Below are 18464 nucleotides of genomic sequence, written 5' to 3' on the forward strand. Positions count from 1 at the left end.
AATCTGATGTTTCGCCAATATCTTTCCTGGGCAGTGCACTCCTTGAAATAACCGCCCCATATTTCAAGGAGTGTCCCCATGAAGTCAGTGCTCCGTCGCGTCGTCGTCCCGGTCGTCGCTCTGCTCGTCGGCCTGCTGCCCGGTGTGGTCGCAGTCGAGCAGGCGTCGGCGCTCACCAAGCTGACGCACGCCCAGGCGACCGCGATCTTCTCGGCCGCCGGCATCACCTGGTCGTCCAGCGGCAACTGCTCGAACCGCAACAACTCCACCTGCACGTCGTTCGACCAGATCAACGACAGCACCGTGTACGGCGTCCGCACGCTGAAGCAGGCCAGCGGCTGCGCCATCAACATCACCGGCGGCACCGAGACCGGCCACGCCAGCGGCACCTACAGCCACTGGAACGGCTACAAGGTCGACATCTCGAAGTACACCTGCGTCGGCAACTACATCCACAACACCTTCACCCGCATCGCCAACCGTGGCGACGGGTACCCGCAGTGGCAGTCCGGCGCCGGCAACATCTACGCCGACGAAGGCAGCCACTGGGACATCACGTACTACAACTGCGGCGGCTGCTAAGAACCAAAGCAGCCGCGCTCCGCGCGGGGTTGTGAGGAGGTAACTGCGGCGGCTGCCGGCATCGGCGAGCTGCCGCGCTCCGCGCGGGTTGTGAAGAGGGCAACTGCGGAGGTTGTTGATCTGTTTGGGGGAGCTGCGGCCGCTCCAGGGTGAGGCCCTGGGGCGGCTGTCGGTTGGTGGGTACTAGGCTTCGGGGCGTGATACCTCAATTGTCGGGGCACTCCCTGTTGGTGTTCGTCGGGATTCCTCTGTTGGTTGTCGCGGTGCTGGCGTTGCTGGTGTTCGCGTCGTCGATCGCTGACGGGCCGCGGTACCGTCCAGGGCTGTCCTGGTGGGCTCCGCCGGTCTGGATCAACGGGCCGACGGCAACCAAGCCGGACCCGGCCAACCTGCCCGAGCTGCCTCAGCTGACCGGCGCGCCGGGTACCACTGTGACCACTGGGACCGCCGGCACCGGCGTCGCCCGCACGACCGGAGGCGCAAGTGCCAGCTGGTGACGCATTCACCCCTGACCAGCTCTACGACATCGAGCGAGCGGTCCGGTACGCCGAGGAGACCTCCGGCCTGCACTTCTCCGTGTACGTCGGCGGCGCGGACTCCGAGACCCGGCCGTTCGCGCTCGAGCTGTTCAACGAGCTCGACGACCCGGACAGCTCCGTCCTGGTGTACGTCGACCCGGCCGGACGCCGCCTCGAGATCGTCACCGGCCCGCTGGCCAAGCGGCAGCTGTCGGACACCGCCGCCGGACTGGCCGCGCTGACCATGCAGACGTCGTTCGCCACCGGCGACCTCACCGGCGGTCTCGTCACCGGTGTGCAGCAGCTGGGCACGCACGCTCACCAGCCGCCCTTGCTGCACGCCAGCGACGAGCAGCACAAGCTGTAGCCCGTGCCACCGGCCCTGCAGCCCCGCCGCATCGAGCTGGGCGACGTCGTACTGCGTCCTTTCGTCACATCCGACGAGGCTGCGGTGGCCGAGGCGTTGCGTGACCCCGGCATCCTCCGCTGGACCGCTGGTACGGCGGTCATCCGCGCTCCAGCCGAGCAGCGCGCCCGCCGGTGGCTGGAGCCACGCATCGACGGCTGGAACCGCGGTAGCGCCATCTTCGCGATCGCGGACGCCGCCACCGACCAGGTGCTCGGCAACGTGTCGCTGCGGGACGTTCACCGCATCCCGGACCAGGCCGTAGCGGCGTACTGGGTCAGCCCGGCCGCCCGCGGCCGCCGGCTCGGTGCGCGCGCACTCGACGCCGCAGCGACCTGGGGCTTCGCAGCCGACGGACTAGGACTGCACCGCATCTCACTCGACCACTCGCTGATCAACGAGGGTTCGTGTCGCGTCGCACTCCGCGCCGGCTTCCAGCTGGAGGGCGTGATGCGTGACTACTACGTCGAACCGACCGGCAAGCGGCACGATTCGCACCTGCACGCCCGGCTGGCCACCGATGTCGTCGCTCAGCCGCCCGCGGGAGCTGCTGGCTCATAGGTCGGACAGGCCGGGCTGGGGTACGCCGCCTGCGTGCGCGGGTCCAGGCACAGGTTGAGGACCTGCGCCGAGGATGAGCCCGGGCCGAGGTAGACGATCCAGGTGTTGATGACCGGCGTCATCGAGCTGCTGTTCTTCAGGCCCGGGTACTGACCGTTGACCAGCATGGCCTTCGCCGGGATCCCGGCCCGGGTGAGCATTGCCGCGGTGTTCTTCGCAGTCTGGTCCGCGGGCATGCCGACATCGGTCGGGTACTTGTCGATCACGACGATCCACTGGCCGGGCTTGAACTTCGGCGAGATCGGTCCGGTGTCCACTTGAGGCGTCGTCTTCTCCGCCTTGGCCTTCGGTGCCGTGGTGGAGGCCGGGGGCTGCCGATCCGCCTTCGAGACGGTCCCGCTCGCGCTCTCGGTCGGAACCTGCGGTGCGGCGGCGCCGGTGTCGGTGCCCGATCCCATCCGCAGTCCGTCGGCCGGCGGGTCGTCGGAGGTTCCCCGGGTCAGGATGAACCCGAACACCGCGACCATCGCCGCCGCGGCCACGACACCCGCGCCGATGGCGCTGTGCGAACGCTGTGGCTTCCGCGGGCCGGCTGCCGGCGTACTCGGGCCGGCAGTGGTCTTCTGTTGTTTACGCGCAACCCGAGCGGGCGGCTTCCGGTGATCGACGCGAGTCACGGCAAGGGCCCCTCCCCAAGAAAAACCCGGACTGTCCGTGGATGGATAGTCCGGTGCAGCTTAAACCGAACGACCGAATAAGTGAGCCTCTCTCAGGTGGGGAGAATCTCTTTCCCTGGAAGGGAATCGCGCACCGCGCACGACCCCTCACGATCCGCCGAAGAGCAATCGTTTGACCCTCACCGAGCGGGGTCGGCCGGTTCGGCAGCGCAATGTCTTGACCTAGGTCAGGACTGGTCTTGACCTAGACCGCACTCCAGCTGATTCGCTCCTGCTATGCGTTATCTGACCATCGGAAATGACCCCGCGCGCCGGCGCCGGGTGAGCCAGATCGCCCTCGGGGCGATGCTTATGGGTACGTCGACCGACGAGGCGACGTCGTACGCGATTCTGGACCGGTACGTCGAGGCGGGCGGCACGTTCGTTGACACGGCCAACAACTACGCGTTCTGGGTCAACGGCACCCAGGGCGGCGAGAGCGAGCAACTGCTCGGCCGCTGGCTGCGGAGTCGCGGCGTCGGGGACGAGCTGACCATCGCGACGAAGGTGGGCGGACGGCCGCCGCGGCCGGCCAAGGCCCTGAGCGAGCATCTCGAGGGCCTGTCGGCTCAGGTGATCAAGGAGTCCCTGGCCCGCAGCCTGGAGAACCTCGGTCGCGACCACGCCGACGTGTACTACGCCCACGTGCCCGATCCCGCCGTACCGCTGGAGGAGCAGGTCGAGACGTTCGGGGGCCTGGCTGCGGACGGGACGGTCGGTCTGCTCGGGCTGAGCAACTACTGGAGCTGGCAGATCGAGCGGGCGAGGACCCTGGCCGCTGCAGCCGGTCTGCCGGGCTGTGAGGTGCTGCAGCATCACCACACGTACTTCCGGGCCCGCACCGACCAGGGCGGCCTCCGCTCGCGCGACGGCAGCATCGGCGTCACCGACGGGCAGTTGCTGAGCTATCTGCGCGAAGAGCCTGGCCTGACGCTGGTGGCGTACACACCTCTCCTCAGTGGCGCCTACGTCCGAGCCGACAAGCCCATGGACGAGCTGTACGACCACGCCGGCACTAGAGCCCGCAAGATCGCGCTGGACGACGTCGTACAACAGACCGGCGCCACGGCGAACCAGGTAGTCCTCTCGTGGCTGATGGGCGGCGACATCCCCATCATTCCGCTGGTAGGCGCCTCATCCGTCGCCCAGCTCGACGAAACCCTCGCAGCCGCCGACCTCGAGCTCACGCCCGAACAACGCAACCACCTGGACGCCGCCGGCCAGAACTAAGTGCCGGACGGGATGCCGTCGTACTTCGCCTTCGGGCGGGTGTCGATGGCGTCGTCCAGCCAGGCGTCGATGTCGACGCCGCCGGAGAGGATGTGCTGCACGTACGACGCACGCTCGTGGCTGAGGACCTCCAGCTCCCAGACGCACGGGGCGGCGCCGAGCGGGGCAGGGCGGAGGTCGTCCACCTCCATGCCGCTGAAGATGCTCAGCCGGGACTGGAAGTCCTTCGCCCAGCTCTGCACGACGAGGTAGATGCCGTCGTCGCCCAGATGCAGTACGACGACGCCGAGGCCGACCGAACCCATCGCGTCGTCGAACTCGAGCTGGCGCGTGGCCGTGCCGCGGGCTACGTCGACCATGTGGTCGTCCCACTGCCGTCCGCGTGCGGTGATGATGTACGGCTTCACCAGGCGGTTGGAGTACCGCCAGGGCATCAGGGGAGTGACGGGGCGGGGTCTGTACGCCTCTGCGAGTCCGGTCAGCGCAACAGCTGCCGCACCGGCCAAGGCGGGGTCGGAGGCGGGCACCAAACCAGTCTTACCGCACGCCCAGGTCCAACGCGACACTGCCGGTCTCCTGGTGAGACCGGCAGCGTCGGCAGTGTTCGCAGTGTCCGCAGTGTTGGCAGTGTCGGAATGGTCAGGCGACGATGTCCTTCGCCTGCGCGGCGATCGCGCGGGTCAGGTCCGCCTGCGCCTCGGTGACATACCGGAGCGTCGGAGCGTCGACTGTCGACGACTCTGCAGCGAGCCACCCGGTCAACGCGTCCAGTGCGGCCTGGTCGGCCAGGTGACGCGGCGACAGGTACACCAGCACGTTCTCGCCCATCGAGGAGCCGAGCCGGGTGTAGACGTCCTTGGCCGCGTTCAGGTACTTGTCCACGTACGGCCGGAGCAGGTCCTCCTGGCCGGGCTGCTGGAAGCCGAGGATCGTCCGGAACTGCGTCTCGTTCGGGGTGTCCTCGGACTCGACCGCGATCCGCCAGGCCTCTTCCTTCGCCTCGGCCGTCGGCCGGGCGGCACGGGCCTGCGCGGCCCGCTCCTGACCGGTGATCGTGGTGTCGCGGGTGAGCTCGTCGTCGATCTCGTCCGCGCCGATCTTCCCCAGTCGGGCCAGTGCCACGATCAGCGTCCAGCGCAGGTCGGTGTCGACGACCAGGCCTTCCGGCAGGTCGCGACCTTCCAGCCAGCCGGCGATCCGGTCGGCGCCGGCCGCCGAGAACACCGCCGAGCTGTACGCCCGAACGAAGGCCAGCTGGTGGTCGCTGCCAGGCTCCGCGTCCGCGACCAGACCGGACAGAGCCTCCTCGAGCTGCGCCCGCAGAGCAGGCCGGTTCTGCGGGGCGGCGTACTGGTTGACGGCGCTGTTCGCCTGCGCGAGCAGCGAGCGGACGCCGGTGAGGTCCGTCTCGGCGCGGATGCCGCGCAGGACGATGCCGACGTACTGGCTGGCCGGCATCTCGGCGTCGCGGGTCATGTCCCACGCCGAGCCCCAGGCAAGTGCCCTGGGCAACGACTCGGTCAGCTGGTCGATCGACTCGACCAGCGTGGCGCGGGAGCGCTCGTCCAGCCGGATCTTCGCGTAGGTGAGGTCGTCGTCGTTCAGCAGCACGAGATCCGGCTGCGTGGCGCCGGTGAGCTCGGGCAGCTCGGTGCGGGAGCCGTCGATGTCGACCTCGAAGCGCTCGGTCCGCACCAGGCCCTCGTCGGTACGCCGGTACAGCCCGACCGCGAGGCGGTGCGGGCGCAGTACGGGGAACTTCTCGGTCGCGGTCTGCTCGATCGCGAACGTCTTGAACGCACCCTGGTCGTCAACGGTGAAGTCGGCGCGCAGCGTGTTCACACCGGCGGTCCGTAACCAGCGCTCGGTCCAGTCGTCCAGGTCGCGGCCGGACGCCTTCTCCAGCGGCTTGAGCAGGTCGGTCAGCTCGGTGTTGCCGAACGCGTGGTCGTGGAAGTACTCCTTCAGTGCGGTGACGAACGTCTCCTCGCCGACGAAGGCGACCAGCTGACGCAGCGTCGACGCGCCCTTGGCGTAGGTGATGCCGTCGAAGTTCACCTCGACCGCGTGGAAGTCGATCATGTCGGCGGCGATCGGGTGTGTCGACGGCAGCTGGTCCTGCCGGTACGCCCAGTTCTTCCGGGCATTGCAGAACGTCGTCCAGGCGTCGGAGTACTTCGTCGTCGCGACCACCTGGGCCCAGTGGCTGGCCCACTCGGCGAACGACTCGTTCAGCCACAGGTCGTCCCACCAGGTCATCGTGACCAGGTCGCCGAACCACATGTGGGCCAGCTCGTGCAGGACGGTGTTGGCGCGGGCTTCCATCTCCGCGTGCGTCGTACGGCTGCGGAACAGGTACTCGTCCCGCAGCGTCACGCAGCCCGCGTTCTCCATCGCGCCCATGTTGTACTCCGGCACGAAGGCCTGGTCGTACTTGTGGAACGGGTACGGCGTCCCGAACGCCTCCTCGAACAGCGCGAAGCCCTGCTTGGTGACCTCGAACAGGTCCTCGACGTCCAGCGCCTCCTTGAGCGACGGACGGCACAGCAGCGACAACGGATACGTCCCGTGCGGACCCTCGTACGCGTCCGTCACCACGTGGTACGGACCCGCGACGACCGCGGTGATGTACGTCGAGATCCGCTCGGTCGGCGGGAACTCCCACCGAGCCAGCTCCTCGCCGTGCTCACCGGAGTACGTCGTCGGCTCCGGCGTCGGAGCGTTCGAGATGACTACCCAGCGGGCGGGTGCGGAGACGGTGAAGGTGAACGGGGCCTTGAGGTCGGGCTGCTCGAAGGTGGTGAACACCCGGCGGGCGTCCGGCACCTCGAACTGCGTGTAGAGGTAGGTCTCCTTGTCGGCCGGGTCGACCGAGCGGTGCAGCCCTTCACCGGTGCGGGAGTAGAGGCAGTCCGCGACCACGGTCAGCTCGTTGCGCTCCGCCAGCCCGTCGAGCTGGATGCGTGCGCCGTCGTACACCACGTCCGGGTCGAGGGCGACGCCGTTCAGGGTCACCGAGCGGACCTTGTCCGCGATCAGGTCGGCGAACGTGCTCGCGCCGGCCGTGGCGGTGAAGGTGACGGCGGTCACGGACGGGAACGTGGGGGCGCCGCTCGGGGCACCGGTCAGGTCGAGCTCGATCGCGTAGGTCACGTCACTGACCACGCCCGCACGGGAACGCGCCTCGTCGCGCGTCAGGTTGGTTCCAGGCATGTCCGCATCCTATGCACCTGGTTCTCAGGTTCGCCGAGGGTTTCCCCGCGATATTGGGTATTGGATACCGAGACGATATCTGGTGTGCTTCAACTTTGTATGATGGTGAATATGACTGCCTCTGCTGATTTCTGGTTCGACCCGGCCTGCCCCTGGGCCTGGATGACGTCCCGCTGGATGCTCGAGGTCGAGCAGGTCCGGGATGTGAAGACGACCTGGCACGTGATGAGCCTCGCCGTCCTGAACGAAGACCGCCGTGAGCACGACGCCGACTGGCTGCGGTTGCTCGGCCGGGTCCGGGTGCTGATCGCCGCCGAGGAGGCGCACGGCAACGAGGTGCTGCTGCCGCTGTACACCGCCCTCGGCCGCCGGATCCACAACGAGGGCCGTGGCGGCAATGACGAGGCGGTGCTGGCCGAGGCACTCGAGGAGGTCGGCCTGCCGGCGTCGCTGCTCGAGGCGGCCGACACCGACAAGTACGACGACGCGCTGCGCAAGTCACACCACGCCGGCATGGATCTGGTCGGCATGGAGGTCGGTACGCCGGTCATCGCGGTCGAGGGCACCGCGTTCTTCGGGCCGGTCGTGACACCGGCGCCGAAGGGTGAGGCGGCAGGCAAGCTCTGGGACGGCGTCCGGCTCGTCGCCGGCACCGAGGGCTTCTTCGAGATCAAGCGCACCCGCGACCGCGGTCCGATCTTCGACTGACGGTTCAGGGGTTGCCATCGAAGTCCCCAGGCGGCGAAAGTTGCTCACCAAGCAACTCGTCAAGTGGTGAGTAGGTTCCGAATGATCGCCGTACCTCCAGCTGTGACCGCTGGGATCGCTGTGTTCGACCGTCACACCGGACAGTCCGTCGAGCAGTTGAATGCCAACCAGCAGTTCCGGTCGGCGTCCGTGGTGAAGCTGCTGATCGTGCTGGACTTCCTGTGGGATCGTGGCCCGCAGTACGACGTCCCGCCGGCGGACCGGGAGCGGCTGGAGGTCATGCTGCGTAGCAGTGACGACGACGCGGCCAGCTACTACTGGGACGAGCTCGGCGGCGCGGCGATTGTGGAGCGGATGGTGGCGCGGCTCGGCCTGACCGACACGGCCGGACCGCCCGCCACCCACCCGGGCTTCTGGGGGTACGTCGCCATCACCGCCGCCGACACGGTCCGGATCTATCGATACATCCTGGACCGTGCTCCGGAGCCGGTCCGGGCGTACGTCATGGATTTGCTGCACCGGCCGACCCGCTACGGCACCGACGGCTTCGACCAGTTCTTCGGCATCCCCTCGGTGTTCGACCCGGACTTCAGCATCAAGCAGGGCTGGTCCGGGTTCCACGGGTCGAGCGGCTACCGGTCGGACCGGGCGAAGCCGGAGTCCACGCTGGACCTGGTCAGCGACGCGCTGCACACCACTGGAACGGTCGGCGTGGACGATCGCACCATCGTCGCGGTCTTCACGCTGCATCCGAGCGGAACGCCGTACGAGCAGGCCTACGCCACGGTGACCCAGTTGACCGCAGGGCTGACAGTGCCGGGCGGCGTACGAGCACAGGCGGGCTGACAGTAGATTGCTGGCCATGCGAGTGCACATCGGCTGCGACCATGCCGGCTTCGAGCTGAAGAACCACCTGGTAGAGCACCTCACTGCTGCTGGGCACGACGTCGTCGACCACGGTCCGGTGGCGTACGACGCCGAGGACGACTACCCGCCGTTCTGCCTGCGGACCGCGCAGGCTGTCGTCGACGACCCGGGCAGCCTGGGCATCGTGATCGGTGGCTCGGGCAACGGTGAGCAGATCGCCGCCAACAAGGTGAAGGGTGTCCGGGCCGTGCTGGCCTGGAGCACCGAGACCGCACGCCTCGGCCGGGAGCACAACAACGCCAACGTGATCAGCGTCGGCGGCCGGATGCACTCGGAGGAGGAGGCCACCGGGTTCATCGACACGTTCCTGGCGACCGACTACTCCGGCGAGGCGCGGCACACCCGCCGGATCGACATGCTGACGGACTACGAGTCGACCGGTGAGCTCCCGCCCTTGCCCTGACCGCCCTGACCGCCCTGGTCGGCCTGGTCGTCGCTGGACTTTTGCGGCGCCGGCCGGCGTTCTACTTCTCGACGCGGCCGGGAGACGTCCCGGGCGCGCATCGACCGGCCCGTGCCGACCACCGCCGGAGTGGGCGGCGCCGCCCGTCCGCCCTTAGCCGCACCAGAGCCACCTGTCGTCCCCATATGAGGAATCATGCCTGAAGGTCACACCCTGCACCGCCTGGCGAACGACGTCTGGGACGCGTTCGGAGGCCGCCTGGTCCAGGCGTCCAGCCCGCAGGGCCGGTTCGTCGACGGCGCCGCGCTGCTGAACGGGCATGTCCTGACGCAGACCGAGGCCCACGGCAAGCACTTCCTCGCGGACTTCGAGGGGGCCGGCAGGTTGCACATCCACCTCGGCCTGATCGGCAAGATGGACATCCGTCCGGCCCCGGTGCCGGAGCCCGTGGGTCAGGTACGGCTGAGGCTGCAGAACGCCACGTCGTACGCCGATCTGCGCGGTGCGACCGTCTGCGAGGTCATCACCGGCGAGGAACGCGACAAGCTGCTCAGCCGGCTCGGACCGGACCCGCTGCGCGATGACGCCGACCCGGAGCTCGCCTGGAAGCGGATCCACCGCAGCAAGCTGCCGATCGGCCAGCTGCTGATGAACCAGGACGTGCTGAGCGGGGTCGGCAACGTGTACCGCGCCGAGGTGCTCTTCCGGGCCAAGCTGAACCCGATGACGCCGGGCAATGTGGTCAAGAAGCGCGAGTGGCAGGGCATGTGGGAAGACCTGCTCGCGCTGATGAAGTACGGCGTCGAAACCGGCCGGATCGATACCGTTGCCGACGACCACACACCGGAGGCGATGGGGCGTGACCCGCGCAAGGACGATCATGGCGGTGAGGTCTACGTCTACCGGCGGCAGGGGCAGCACTGCTTCGTCTGCCAGTCGGTGATCCGGACCAAGATCCTGGCCGGCCGCAACCTTTTCTGGTGTCCCAAATGTCAACGGACCGGACTCACTCGCAAGAGCTGAAACCCATCAGTTGTGTTGCGAATTGATGCGCGGACCGAGCGGTGCCGTTATCTTCTTCACACCATGAGGAAGAACGGCGGTCTCGCGCTGGTACGACGCATCGGCCGCCGGGTCGAAGCGCTGGGCCGTCGTGCCCGCCGGTCCCACCGGCTGGCCTTCGTTGCCCTCGCGCTGATGCAGCTGGTGATCGCGATCGCGAGCTCGATCTGGATGACCTTCGTACCGGCGTCCTTCCTGATCGTCCCGCTCGTCGTCGGCGGCGTTCTGCTGCGCTTCGGCGAGCTCGTGGCGCTGACCGGGATCACAGCGGCGTTCGGTTCGTACGTCGTACTGTCCCACGGGGTGACGATGCCGCGGATCGGCTTCGTGCTGGTGCTGGTGATCGTCGGCTGGATCATGATCGCCAGCGCCAAGGTCCGCAGCCGGCTCGGTGTGGCCGGCACCCGGAGCGAGTCGATGCTGATGGAGCTGCGGGACACCCTCACCGCGCAGGGGGAGATGCCGGCGTTGCCGCCCGGCTGGCGGGTCGAGGTGGCGATCCAGTCCGCCGGCGGGTCGACGTTCTCGGGTGACTTCGTGGTGTCGACGATGCACGACGAGTTCCTCGAGGTGGCGCTGGTCGATGTCTCGGGCAAGGGAATCGATGCCGGGACGCGGGCGCTGCTGTTGTCCGGTGCGTTCGGCGGCCTGCTCGGCGTCGTACCCCCGGCGGAGTTCCTGCCGTCGGCGAACCAGTACATCCGCCGGCAGGACTGGGACGACGACTTCGCGACCGTGGTCCACGTCGTGGTCGACCTGCGGACCGGGGACTTCGACGTACGCACGGCCGGGCATCCGCCGGCGATCCAGTTCGACGCCTGGTCCGGGCGGTGGCAGACGCGGGACGCGGACGGCCCGTTGCTCGGGTTGATGCAGGCCCCGGAGTTCAACGCGAACCACGGGCAGCTGCGTCTCGGGGACGCGTTGTTCCTGTACAGCGACGGCATGGTCGAGACGCCCCGGCGGGACATCGGCCGCGGCACCGACCGGCTCACCGGCCACGCGGAACGTCTTGTGGCGCAGGGATTCGTCGGCGGCGCCGCCGAACTGGTCGCCACCGCCGGCGGACCCGGCGACGATTCGGCGATCGTGATCATCCACCGCACGGCGCATGCCTGAGGCAACTAAGTCTCTCGTTGTCATTCCCCTGTTTGTTGACTTGGGCAACTAGAGGTCCATACTGCAGGTGAGATGTCCGCCCGGGCTGTGACCATACGCAAGACAGGGGACGGGGAATGGTCGTGAAGCGGGTTCATGCTCAGTTGGCCGGCGCGGCGGTTGCCGCTGGAGCGCTCACGGTTCTGATCGGTGCCGCGGTGATGTTCATCCAGCCGGGTCCCGGGACCGACGGGTCCATCGCTCCGGCTGGTGCGGCGATGGCTGCGCCGCCGGGGAACAACGGCACGATCAAGATCGAAGGGGTGGACATCGGCAGCGGGCCGCCCGACAACAACCCGCACCAGGGGTGCATGTTCACCGTCGAGTTCTACAACTTCGACGAGGGGCCGTACAACGCCCAGGTCATCTTCGAGGATCAGGCGCCGACGGCCGACGCGGGGTTGCAGGTCGTCTCCGGCGATCTGACTCCGTTCATCGGCGGTGATCCGGCCGGCGGCGGCAACGACCTGGACGCGCGGGTGACGTACACGTTGAAGTTCACCGGCCAGCCACAGCCGCAGCAGGGCTACCACGTCAAGATCACCGTCCACGCCCCCGGCTCGAGCGGCGCCGACACCAAACACAAGGTCTTCTGGGTCGAGGGCTGCGACGCCCCACCCACCACACCGCCGACAACGCCTCCGACGACGCCACCTACGACGCCTCCCACTACACCGCCCACCACGCCTCCGACGACGCCACCTACGACGCCGCCTCCCACTACACCGCCCACCACGCCTCCGACGACGCCTCCCACTACATCGCCCACCACGCCTCCGACGACGCCTCCCACTACACCGCCCACCACGCCGCCGACGACGCCACCCACCACACCGCCGACCACGCCGCCGACGACGCCACCCACCACACCGCCGACGACGCCGCCGACGACCCCGGTTACGACGCTGCCGCCGACTACTCCGGCCACGACGTCGCCGACCAGCGCCGCGACGTCGCCGACCAGCGCCGCGACGTCGCCGACCAGCTCGGCGACTCCGGTGCCGACGCACCACGCGAGTACTACGGCGACTCCGGGGCTGCCGACCGCTGTGGACGCAGGGCTTTCCGGTCCGCCGACCCGTCCGGTCGCCGCGGTGAACGACGGCGGCAGAAATCAGGCCGGCGGCCTGCTGATGACGTTCGGCGGCATGCTCCTCGCCGGTGGCGCGGTCGCATCCCTCCGACGCCGCGGACGCCACGCCCGCTGACGCCCGACGAACCGGCCGAGCACCAACGGTCACCAACTGCTGGCGATGCGTGATGTCCACAGGCCCGGCCCCCTGGCCTGTGGACAACGGCCGCGACACGCGATCAATCGTTACCGAACAAACTTGATTGCTGTAACGGAACCGAAATACTTCTCCAGAATCTGAATCCCCTGCGTCGTTCGAGGACGGACATGACCCACACGGGCATCCGCTCCCGTGCCACCGGCATTTTTGCCGGGGCCGGAGCACTTTCACTACTACTCGGCGCCACCGCACTGCTGGTCGCGCCTTCCGCCAACGCGGACCAGACGGCGGTGGCGGGAAGCCACAATCCGCCGGGCAACAACGGCACGGTCAAGATCGAGGGCGCCGACATCCAGAGCGGACCGCCGGACAACAACCCGCATCAGGGCTGCACGTTCAGCGTCGAGTTCTACAACTACGACAAGGGCGACTACAACGCCACGGTCACGTTCGAGGACCAGGCGCCGACGAAGGACGGCGGGCTGCAGGTTGTCTCCGGCAACCTTCATCCGTTCATCGGCGAGGACGCGGCCGGCGGCGGCACCGACCTGGACGCCAGGGAGGTCTACACGCTGAAGTTCACCGGTCAGCCGCAGCCGCAGCAGGGCTACCACGTCAAGCTCACGGTGAACGCGCCCGGCTCGATCGGCAACGACGTGAAGCACAAGGTCTTCTGGGTGCAGGGTTGCGACGCCCCGCCGACCACGCCGCCGACGAGTCCGCCCACGACGACGGACACCCCGCCGACGACAACGGATACGCCTCCGACGACGACCGACACGCCGCCGACGACAACCGATACGCCTCCGACGACGACCGACACGCCGCCGACGACTCCGCCTACGACAACGGACACGCCGCCGACGACGACCGACACGCCGCCGACGACTCCGCCGACCTCTCCGGGTACGCCGACCGCACCGAACACCCCGACGTCGCCGTCCAGCACTTCGCCGGTAGCCACCACGTCGACGCCGGCCCCCGACGTTCCGAGTGGGACGCCGACGCCCGGCGTACCGACCGAGGTCGACGCCGGCTTCGGTGGTCCTGGTGGTTCCGCCAACTCGGTTGCCGATAGCAACAGCCCGTTCGGTCTGGCCGGTGGTTTGCTGCTGACCGTCGGCGGTCTGCTGCTGACCGGCGCCGGTGTCGTCGCCTTCCGGCGGCGTGGAAAGCACAGCGTCTGACGTGAGTTCTGCCCGACGACGCGGCCGCCCGGCTCCACTCCGGTGGAGCGGGGCGGTCGCGCTCGTGGGCGTCTGTGCGCTCGCGACCGGTGCGTACCTGCAGTTCGGCCGCGGTAGCGATGAGCACACCGGCGCCTCGACCGCGCCGACGACCGGATCCGTCTCGCCGACCTCATCGGTCGCGTCCAGCAGCCCGGCCGGCCGGTCCCGCCGAGCGGTCCCAGAGTCCGTTCCGACCGTCCCGTCGAGCAGTCGTACGACGGCACGCGCCGGACGCCCCACGGGCATCCACATCTCGCAGCTGGGCGTCGACGCTCCGGTTGTGGCAATCAGCGCAGTTCATGCCGCGCTGACGCCACCGTCCGACCCGTCGAAGGTCGGTTGGTGGTCCGGTGGCGCCCAGCCCGGTGGCAAGACGGGGTCGGCGGTCATCACCGGGCACACGGTGCACAACGGCGGCGGAGCCTTCGACAACCTCGGCAAGCTCGTCCCCGGATCGGTTGTCCAGCTGACGACGGTTCGGGGTCAGCTGCAGTACCGGGTCGCCACAGTGGCGACGTACCGGAAAGCCACGTTGGCCAAGCGTGCCGCGCAACTGTTCGACCAGAGCGTTCGTGGCCGGCTCGTCCTGGTGACGTGTGAGGACTGGAACGGCCAGGTGTACCTCAGCAACGTGGTCGTGATCGCCCTGCCGATGGCGTAGCCTGCTCCGTCGTGACGATCGATGGGCTGGGTGACACCGTCGGGGCCGAGGTGGACCGGGTCGCGCCCGACGTCTCGTTCGACGAGCTGGTCGCGATGATGCCGGAGGCGTTGCGGGAGGTGTTCCCGCCGTACCGCTGGCAGTTGGCGAAGTTGTGGGAGCTCGACCTGAAGGTCGAGCCGGTGGAGATCGCCGACCTGGTCTGGATGTTCGACCTGCCGTTGTGGCAGCTCGACGGTGATCGGTTCCGGGTCACGCCGAACCAGGTCGCGGAGACGCCGATGAACTTCCGCGCCCACTACCAGCGGGTGATGGACGCGGACCTCGACTTCCCGATCAACCTGGTCGCGTACCGCGGCCGGCTGGTCGTCCTCGACGGCGTGCACCGGCTGGCGAAGGCGCATTTCCTGCGCCGCCGCTGGATCGAGGCCACGATCGCCACCGCGACCCAGCTCCGCTCCTGCGCCGTCTGACTGGACGCGAACACCCTGGGCGTCCGGACCGACACGCGGCAGTTGGTAATGATGACGCGTCATCTTACGATTGATGACATGACATCGAACAACGACGACTACGCCCCGAGCCCGACCGGTTGGGTCCGCGAGCAGGTGGAGAAGGTCACCGAGGCCGGCACCACCGCGGCGGTCGACATCAAAGGAATGCGGGTGGTGCTGCTGACGATGCGCGGCGCCAAGTCCGGCAAGATCCGGAAGGTCCCGCTGATGCGGGTGGAGCACAACGGTGTGTACGCCGCTGTCGCCTCGCTCGGCGGCGCGCCGAAGAACCCGGTCTGGTACTACAACCTGAAGGCCGACCCGAAGCTCACCCTGCAGGACGGCGAGACCACCAAGGAGTACGTCGCCCGCGAGATCGAGGGCGCCGAGTACGACGAGTGGTGGACGCGGGCCGTCGCGGCATACCCGCCGTACGCCGAGTACCAGACCAAGACCACCCGGAAGATCCCGCTCTTCGTCCTGGACCCCATCAACTAAGTCCTTGCAAAGATCTCGCTCCGGATGACGGTCGGTGAACGGGGCGGGACCAGGCTTGTGAGACGCTGGCGACGGCCGGGTTCACTTCGACCCGGCCCGGCGCGCTGCGTCGCTTGAGTTCTGGGAGTCGTCCTGACCACACACGACGCGGTGCAGGAACCGTTCGTCGGGTCGACGCGGTTGCGTCTGGCCGGACTTGCACTGCATGCCTATACCGCGAGCGGAACGGTGCTCGCGTTGCTGATCGTGATCGCCGCCATCGACGGCGACGCGGTCCGCGCCCTCTGGCTCGGGCTGGCGACCCTGGTGATCGACGGCACCGACGGGATGCTCGCGCGCCGGCTGCGGGTGAAGGAGACCATCCCGTGGTTCGACGGCGCGATGCTCGACAACATCGTCGACTACCTGACCTACGCGTTCGCCCCGATCATCCTGCTCTGGACCGGCGGTTACCTGCCGTCCGGGACCTGGGGCGCGATCCTCGGCGCGTTGCCGTTGCTTGCCTCCAGCTACCAGTTCTGCCGGGTCGACGCGAAGACCGAGGACCACTTCTTCCTCGGTTTCCCCAGCTACTGGAACGTGGTCGCGTTCTACGTCGTGGTGCTGAGCCTCAGCCCGGTCACCACCGGCATCATCCTGGTCGTCTGCTCGATCCTCGTTTTCATCCCGGTGAAGTACGTGTATCCGTCGCGGACGAAGGCGTTCCGCTCGCTGAACCTGCTGACGACCGCGATCTGGCTCGCGTCGTACGCCGTACTCCTGGCGCAGATGCCGAACCCGAACCCGGTCGTGGTCGGCGTCTCGCTGTCGTACCTGGTGTACTACGGCGTGCTGAGTCTGTACCTGACCTGGCGCCGTAAGGCTGCCGCGTAGATGGTTCTCGGTCTTGGCGCGGCTCTGGGGGCCGCGGTGCTGTTCGGTGTCGGCGCGATCATGCAGGCGGTCGGTTCGCGCAAGGTGCCGACCGAGTCGGAGCTGAATCCGCGGCGGTTCGGCGGGTTCGTCGTCGCGCTGCTCAAGCAGCCCGCGTTCCTCGGCGCCCTCGCGCTGAACCTGGCCGGCTTCGGCCTGCACTTCGTCGCGCTGCGGCTGCTGCCGTTGTACTTGGCGCAAGCAGGTATCGCGGTCAGCCTGGTCGTCACCGCGCTGCTCGCGACCCGGCTGATGTCGGATCAACTCAGCGCGCTCGAGTGGTCGGCAGTGGCGGGCGTTGTCGTGGGTCTCGGCCTGCTCGCGGTGTCAGCAGGAGACGCCGGCGCGGCCGCCCAGCATCATGGCCTCACGATCGGCATCATCGTCGGCCTCATCACGATCGCCGTACTGGGCGCCCTCGCCAGCCGGTCACAGCACGGTGTGTCGACCGCCCTACTCGGACTGCTGGCCGGTCTCGGGTACGCCGGCGTCGCCATCTCCGCTCGTCTGCTGCAGGACGGTTCCATCTCTGAGCTGTTCCACAGCCCGACGCTCTACACGCTCCCGATCAGTGGAGCGCTCGCTTTCATCCTGTACTCCTTGGCCTTGCAGCGCGGTTCGGTGACGTTGGCGACGACGCCGATGATCGCGCTCCAGACCATCACTCCGGCCGCCGTCGGCGTCTTCGTCCTCAACGACGCCGTACGCGCAGGTTGGTGGCCGGCGGCGATCATCGGCTTTGCGCTCTCCGCGGCCGGCTCGGTGGTCCTGGTCCGCTTCGAGTCGGTCAAGCACTGACCTCAGCGCGACGGCCACTTCCAGGGCGGCTCGTCGAGCGGGCCTTGGCCGGCGATGGTGGTGGCGCCGCGGTCCTTGACCAGCTCGATCGTGTGCAGGTCGGAGGACAGGGCCCGGAGTGAGGAGATGAATGGGCGTGAGTGGGTGACGACGATGACCTGCGCCTCCTTGGCTGCGGTGATCACGAGGTTCGCGAGGGCCGGCAGGAGGTCGGGGTGCAGGCTGGTCTCGGGCTCGTTGAGGACCAGGAGTTCAGGCGGTCTCGGCGTCAGTAGAGCGGCGACCCACAGGAGATATCTGAGCGTGCCGTCGGACAGCTCGGCACCCGACAGCGGCCGGAGCAGCCCGTGCTGGCGGAACGCGATCTCGAAGCGGCCGGCGGTGTTCACGACATCCACCCGGCTGCCGGGGAAGCCCAGCTCGATGGCCTCGTCGAGTGCGCCGTTCGGCCCGAGCTCGCGGATCGTCTGCAGGGCAGCGGCAACGTCCCCGCCGTCGTGGGACAGTACGGGAGTCCGGGTGCCGATCTGCACTCGCCGGGCGGGCGCATCGGCGTCGGTGCGGAAGTGGTCGTAGAACCGCCAACCCCGCAGCCGGTCCCGCACCAGCATCAGCTCAGGCGCCCGCTCAGGATCCGCGAACTCGCTCAGCATGCTGTCGAAGGTCTGGAGCTGATGACCAGCGCGTTCCCACTCGCCACCGGACGAACGGATCCGCGCCTCGCGATTGCTCCGGTCGACCAGCAGCGCCGCCGGTCGGAGGAAAGGCCCTGCCCACAAGGCTTCCCGCTTGATCTCGGGATCGAGATCGAACTGCGAGCCGTTGGGCACGGGCAGCCCGAGATCCATCAGATAGCCGTAGTCATCGCCCGCGAATCCCATCCGCAACGTCACCGGACCGGTCCGAACCGTGCCCTGGACCGGCCGGTCCTTACGGACGTGTTCCGGGCCGGCCCACAGCGTCGACTGAAGTCCGCCTTCGCGTGCCAAGGCCGCGATTGCGCCGTTGCGCGAGGCATCGGCAAGCAACCGGAGCGCCCGGTACAGGCTGGACTTGCCCGTCCCGTTCGCGCCGGTCACCACGTTCAAACCGCCCAGCGGCATGACGATCCGCCGCAGGGACCGGTAGTTCTCCACCGCCAGCGTCGTCAGCATGC

Annotated in this window: 22 protein-coding genes; 17 read left to right on the plus strand and 5 right to left on the minus strand. The window is 68.3% G+C overall.

Features of this window, described 5'->3' with window-relative positions; translation table 11 throughout:
* Positions 1 to 78: 78 nt before the first annotated feature.
* The 4 genes from AB0J62_RS07220 to AB0J62_RS07235 all read left to right on the plus strand — a co-directional run bounded on the left by AB0J62_RS07220 (position 79) and on the right by AB0J62_RS07235 (position 2067).
* Complete coding sequence (locus AB0J62_RS07220; protein WP_363865382.1) at positions 79 to 582, plus strand: hypothetical protein; 504 nt, start codon at positions 79 to 81, stop codon at positions 580 to 582.
* Between the two features lie 197 nt (positions 583 to 779).
* Positions 780 to 1079: a hypothetical protein gene (locus AB0J62_RS07225; protein ID WP_363865384.1), complete on the plus strand. Its 300-nt coding sequence runs from the start codon at positions 780 to 782 to the stop codon at positions 1077 to 1079.
* A complete protein-coding gene (locus AB0J62_RS07230) occupies positions 1066 to 1467 on the plus strand; it encodes a DUF5130 family protein (RefSeq protein WP_137253599.1) in 402 nt (133 codons plus the stop codon). Before AB0J62_RS07225 ends, AB0J62_RS07230 begins: the two co-directional genes overlap by 14 nt.
* A 3-nt stretch (positions 1468 to 1470) precedes the next feature.
* On the plus strand, positions 1471 to 2067 hold the full coding sequence (locus AB0J62_RS07235) for a GNAT family protein (RefSeq protein WP_363865387.1): 597 nt from the start codon (positions 1471 to 1473) through the stop codon (positions 2065 to 2067).
* On the opposite strand, the gene AB0J62_RS07240 is transcribed toward AB0J62_RS07235, so the two are convergent.
* Positions 2037 to 2744 (minus strand): hypothetical protein, encoded by a 708-nt coding sequence (locus tag AB0J62_RS07240; RefSeq protein WP_363865389.1) that lies wholly within the window; start codon positions 2742 to 2744, stop codon positions 2037 to 2039. The genes AB0J62_RS07235 and AB0J62_RS07240 overlap by 31 nt on opposite strands.
* A gap of 276 nt (positions 2745 to 3020) precedes the next feature.
* On the opposite strand from AB0J62_RS07240, the gene AB0J62_RS07245 reads away from it, so the two are divergent.
* Positions 3021 to 4013, plus strand: a complete 993-nt coding sequence (locus tag AB0J62_RS07245; protein ID WP_363865391.1) for an aldo/keto reductase — start codon at positions 3021 to 3023, stop codon at positions 4011 to 4013.
* Here AB0J62_RS07245 and AB0J62_RS07250 read toward each other — a convergent pair.
* Positions 4010 to 4540 (minus strand): hypothetical protein, encoded by a 531-nt coding sequence (locus AB0J62_RS07250; protein WP_363865393.1) that lies wholly within the window; start codon positions 4538 to 4540, stop codon positions 4010 to 4012. The genes AB0J62_RS07245 and AB0J62_RS07250 overlap by 4 nt on opposite strands.
* Before the next feature lie 112 nt (positions 4541 to 4652).
* On the minus strand, positions 4653 to 7226 hold the full coding sequence (pepN, locus tag AB0J62_RS07255; RefSeq protein WP_363865395.1) for an aminopeptidase N: 2574 nt from the start codon (positions 7224 to 7226) through the stop codon (positions 4653 to 4655).
* 111 nt (positions 7227 to 7337) lie between these two features.
* Here pepN and AB0J62_RS07260 point away from each other — a divergent pair, with 111 nt between their 5' ends.
* The 3 genes from AB0J62_RS07260 (at position 7338) to AB0J62_RS07270 (ending at position 9264) form a co-directional block, all read left to right on the plus strand.
* Complete coding sequence (locus AB0J62_RS07260; RefSeq protein ID WP_363865397.1) at positions 7338 to 7934, plus strand: DsbA family protein; 597 nt, start codon at positions 7338 to 7340, stop codon at positions 7932 to 7934.
* A 102-nt stretch (positions 7935 to 8036) separates the two neighbouring features.
* A complete protein-coding gene (locus AB0J62_RS07265; protein ID WP_363865399.1) occupies positions 8037 to 8780 on the plus strand; it encodes a hypothetical protein in 744 nt (247 codons plus the stop codon).
* Between the two features lie 16 nt (positions 8781 to 8796).
* On the plus strand, positions 8797 to 9264 hold the full coding sequence (locus AB0J62_RS07270) for a ribose-5-phosphate isomerase (RefSeq protein ID WP_363865401.1): 468 nt from the start codon (positions 8797 to 8799) through the stop codon (positions 9262 to 9264).
* On the opposite strand, the gene AB0J62_RS07275 is transcribed toward AB0J62_RS07270, so the two are convergent.
* On the minus strand, positions 9228 to 9449 hold the full coding sequence (locus tag AB0J62_RS07275; protein WP_363865403.1) for a hypothetical protein: 222 nt from the start codon (positions 9447 to 9449) through the stop codon (positions 9228 to 9230). The genes AB0J62_RS07270 and AB0J62_RS07275 overlap by 37 nt on opposite strands.
* 10 nt (positions 9450 to 9459) lie before the next feature.
* Here AB0J62_RS07275 and AB0J62_RS07280 point away from each other — a divergent pair, with 10 nt between their 5' ends.
* From AB0J62_RS07280 to AB0J62_RS07320, 9 genes are all read left to right on the plus strand, one after another.
* Complete coding sequence (locus AB0J62_RS07280) at positions 9460 to 10287, plus strand: DNA-formamidopyrimidine glycosylase family protein (RefSeq protein WP_363865405.1); 828 nt, start codon at positions 9460 to 9462, stop codon at positions 10285 to 10287.
* A 63-nt stretch (positions 10288 to 10350) separates the two neighbouring features.
* Positions 10351 to 11445 carry a PP2C family protein-serine/threonine phosphatase gene (locus tag AB0J62_RS07285; RefSeq protein ID WP_363865407.1) on the plus strand — a complete coding sequence of 365 codons (1095 nt, stop codon included), beginning with the start codon at positions 10351 to 10353 and terminating at the stop codon, positions 11443 to 11445.
* Positions 11446 to 11561: 116 nt separating this feature from the next.
* On the plus strand, positions 11562 to 12692 hold the full coding sequence (locus AB0J62_RS07290) for a hypothetical protein (RefSeq protein WP_363865409.1): 1131 nt from the start codon (positions 11562 to 11564) through the stop codon (positions 12690 to 12692).
* 191 nt (positions 12693 to 12883) lie between these two features.
* On the plus strand, positions 12884 to 13903 hold the full coding sequence (locus tag AB0J62_RS07295; protein ID WP_363865411.1) for a hypothetical protein: 1020 nt from the start codon (positions 12884 to 12886) through the stop codon (positions 13901 to 13903).
* 1 nt (position 13904) lies between these two features.
* A complete protein-coding gene (locus AB0J62_RS07300; RefSeq protein WP_363865413.1) occupies positions 13905 to 14606 on the plus strand; it encodes a class F sortase in 702 nt (233 codons plus the stop codon).
* A gap of 11 nt (positions 14607 to 14617) precedes the next feature.
* Positions 14618 to 15079: a hypothetical protein gene (locus tag AB0J62_RS07305; protein ID WP_363865415.1), complete on the plus strand. Its 462-nt coding sequence runs from the start codon at positions 14618 to 14620 to the stop codon at positions 15077 to 15079.
* A 78-nt stretch (positions 15080 to 15157) separates the two neighbouring features.
* The gene (locus tag AB0J62_RS07310) at positions 15158 to 15598 is read left to right on the plus strand and encodes a nitroreductase family deazaflavin-dependent oxidoreductase (RefSeq protein WP_363865417.1); all 441 of its coding nucleotides are present in this window, start codon (positions 15158 to 15160) and stop codon (positions 15596 to 15598) included.
* Between the two features lie 150 nt (positions 15599 to 15748).
* Entirely contained in the window at positions 15749 to 16471 is a 723-nt protein-coding gene (locus AB0J62_RS07315) for a CDP-alcohol phosphatidyltransferase family protein (RefSeq protein ID WP_363865419.1), read from the plus strand.
* On the plus strand, positions 16472 to 17308 hold the full coding sequence (locus AB0J62_RS07320) for a hypothetical protein (RefSeq protein ID WP_363865421.1): 837 nt from the start codon (positions 16472 to 16474) through the stop codon (positions 17306 to 17308).
* Positions 17309 to 17310: 2 nt separating this feature from the next.
* Here the strand turns inward: AB0J62_RS07320 and AB0J62_RS07325 are convergent, their stop codons facing one another.
* Positions 17311 to 18462: an AAA family ATPase gene (locus AB0J62_RS07325; RefSeq protein ID WP_363865423.1), complete on the minus strand. Its 1152-nt coding sequence runs from the start codon at positions 18460 to 18462 to the stop codon at positions 17311 to 17313.
* Positions 18463 to 18464: the final 2 nt, after the last annotated feature.

Origin of the sequence: Kribbella sp. NPDC049584, assembly GCF_040675555.1 — a bacterium.
GTDB lineage: Bacteria > Actinomycetota > Actinomycetes > Propionibacteriales > Kribbellaceae > Kribbella.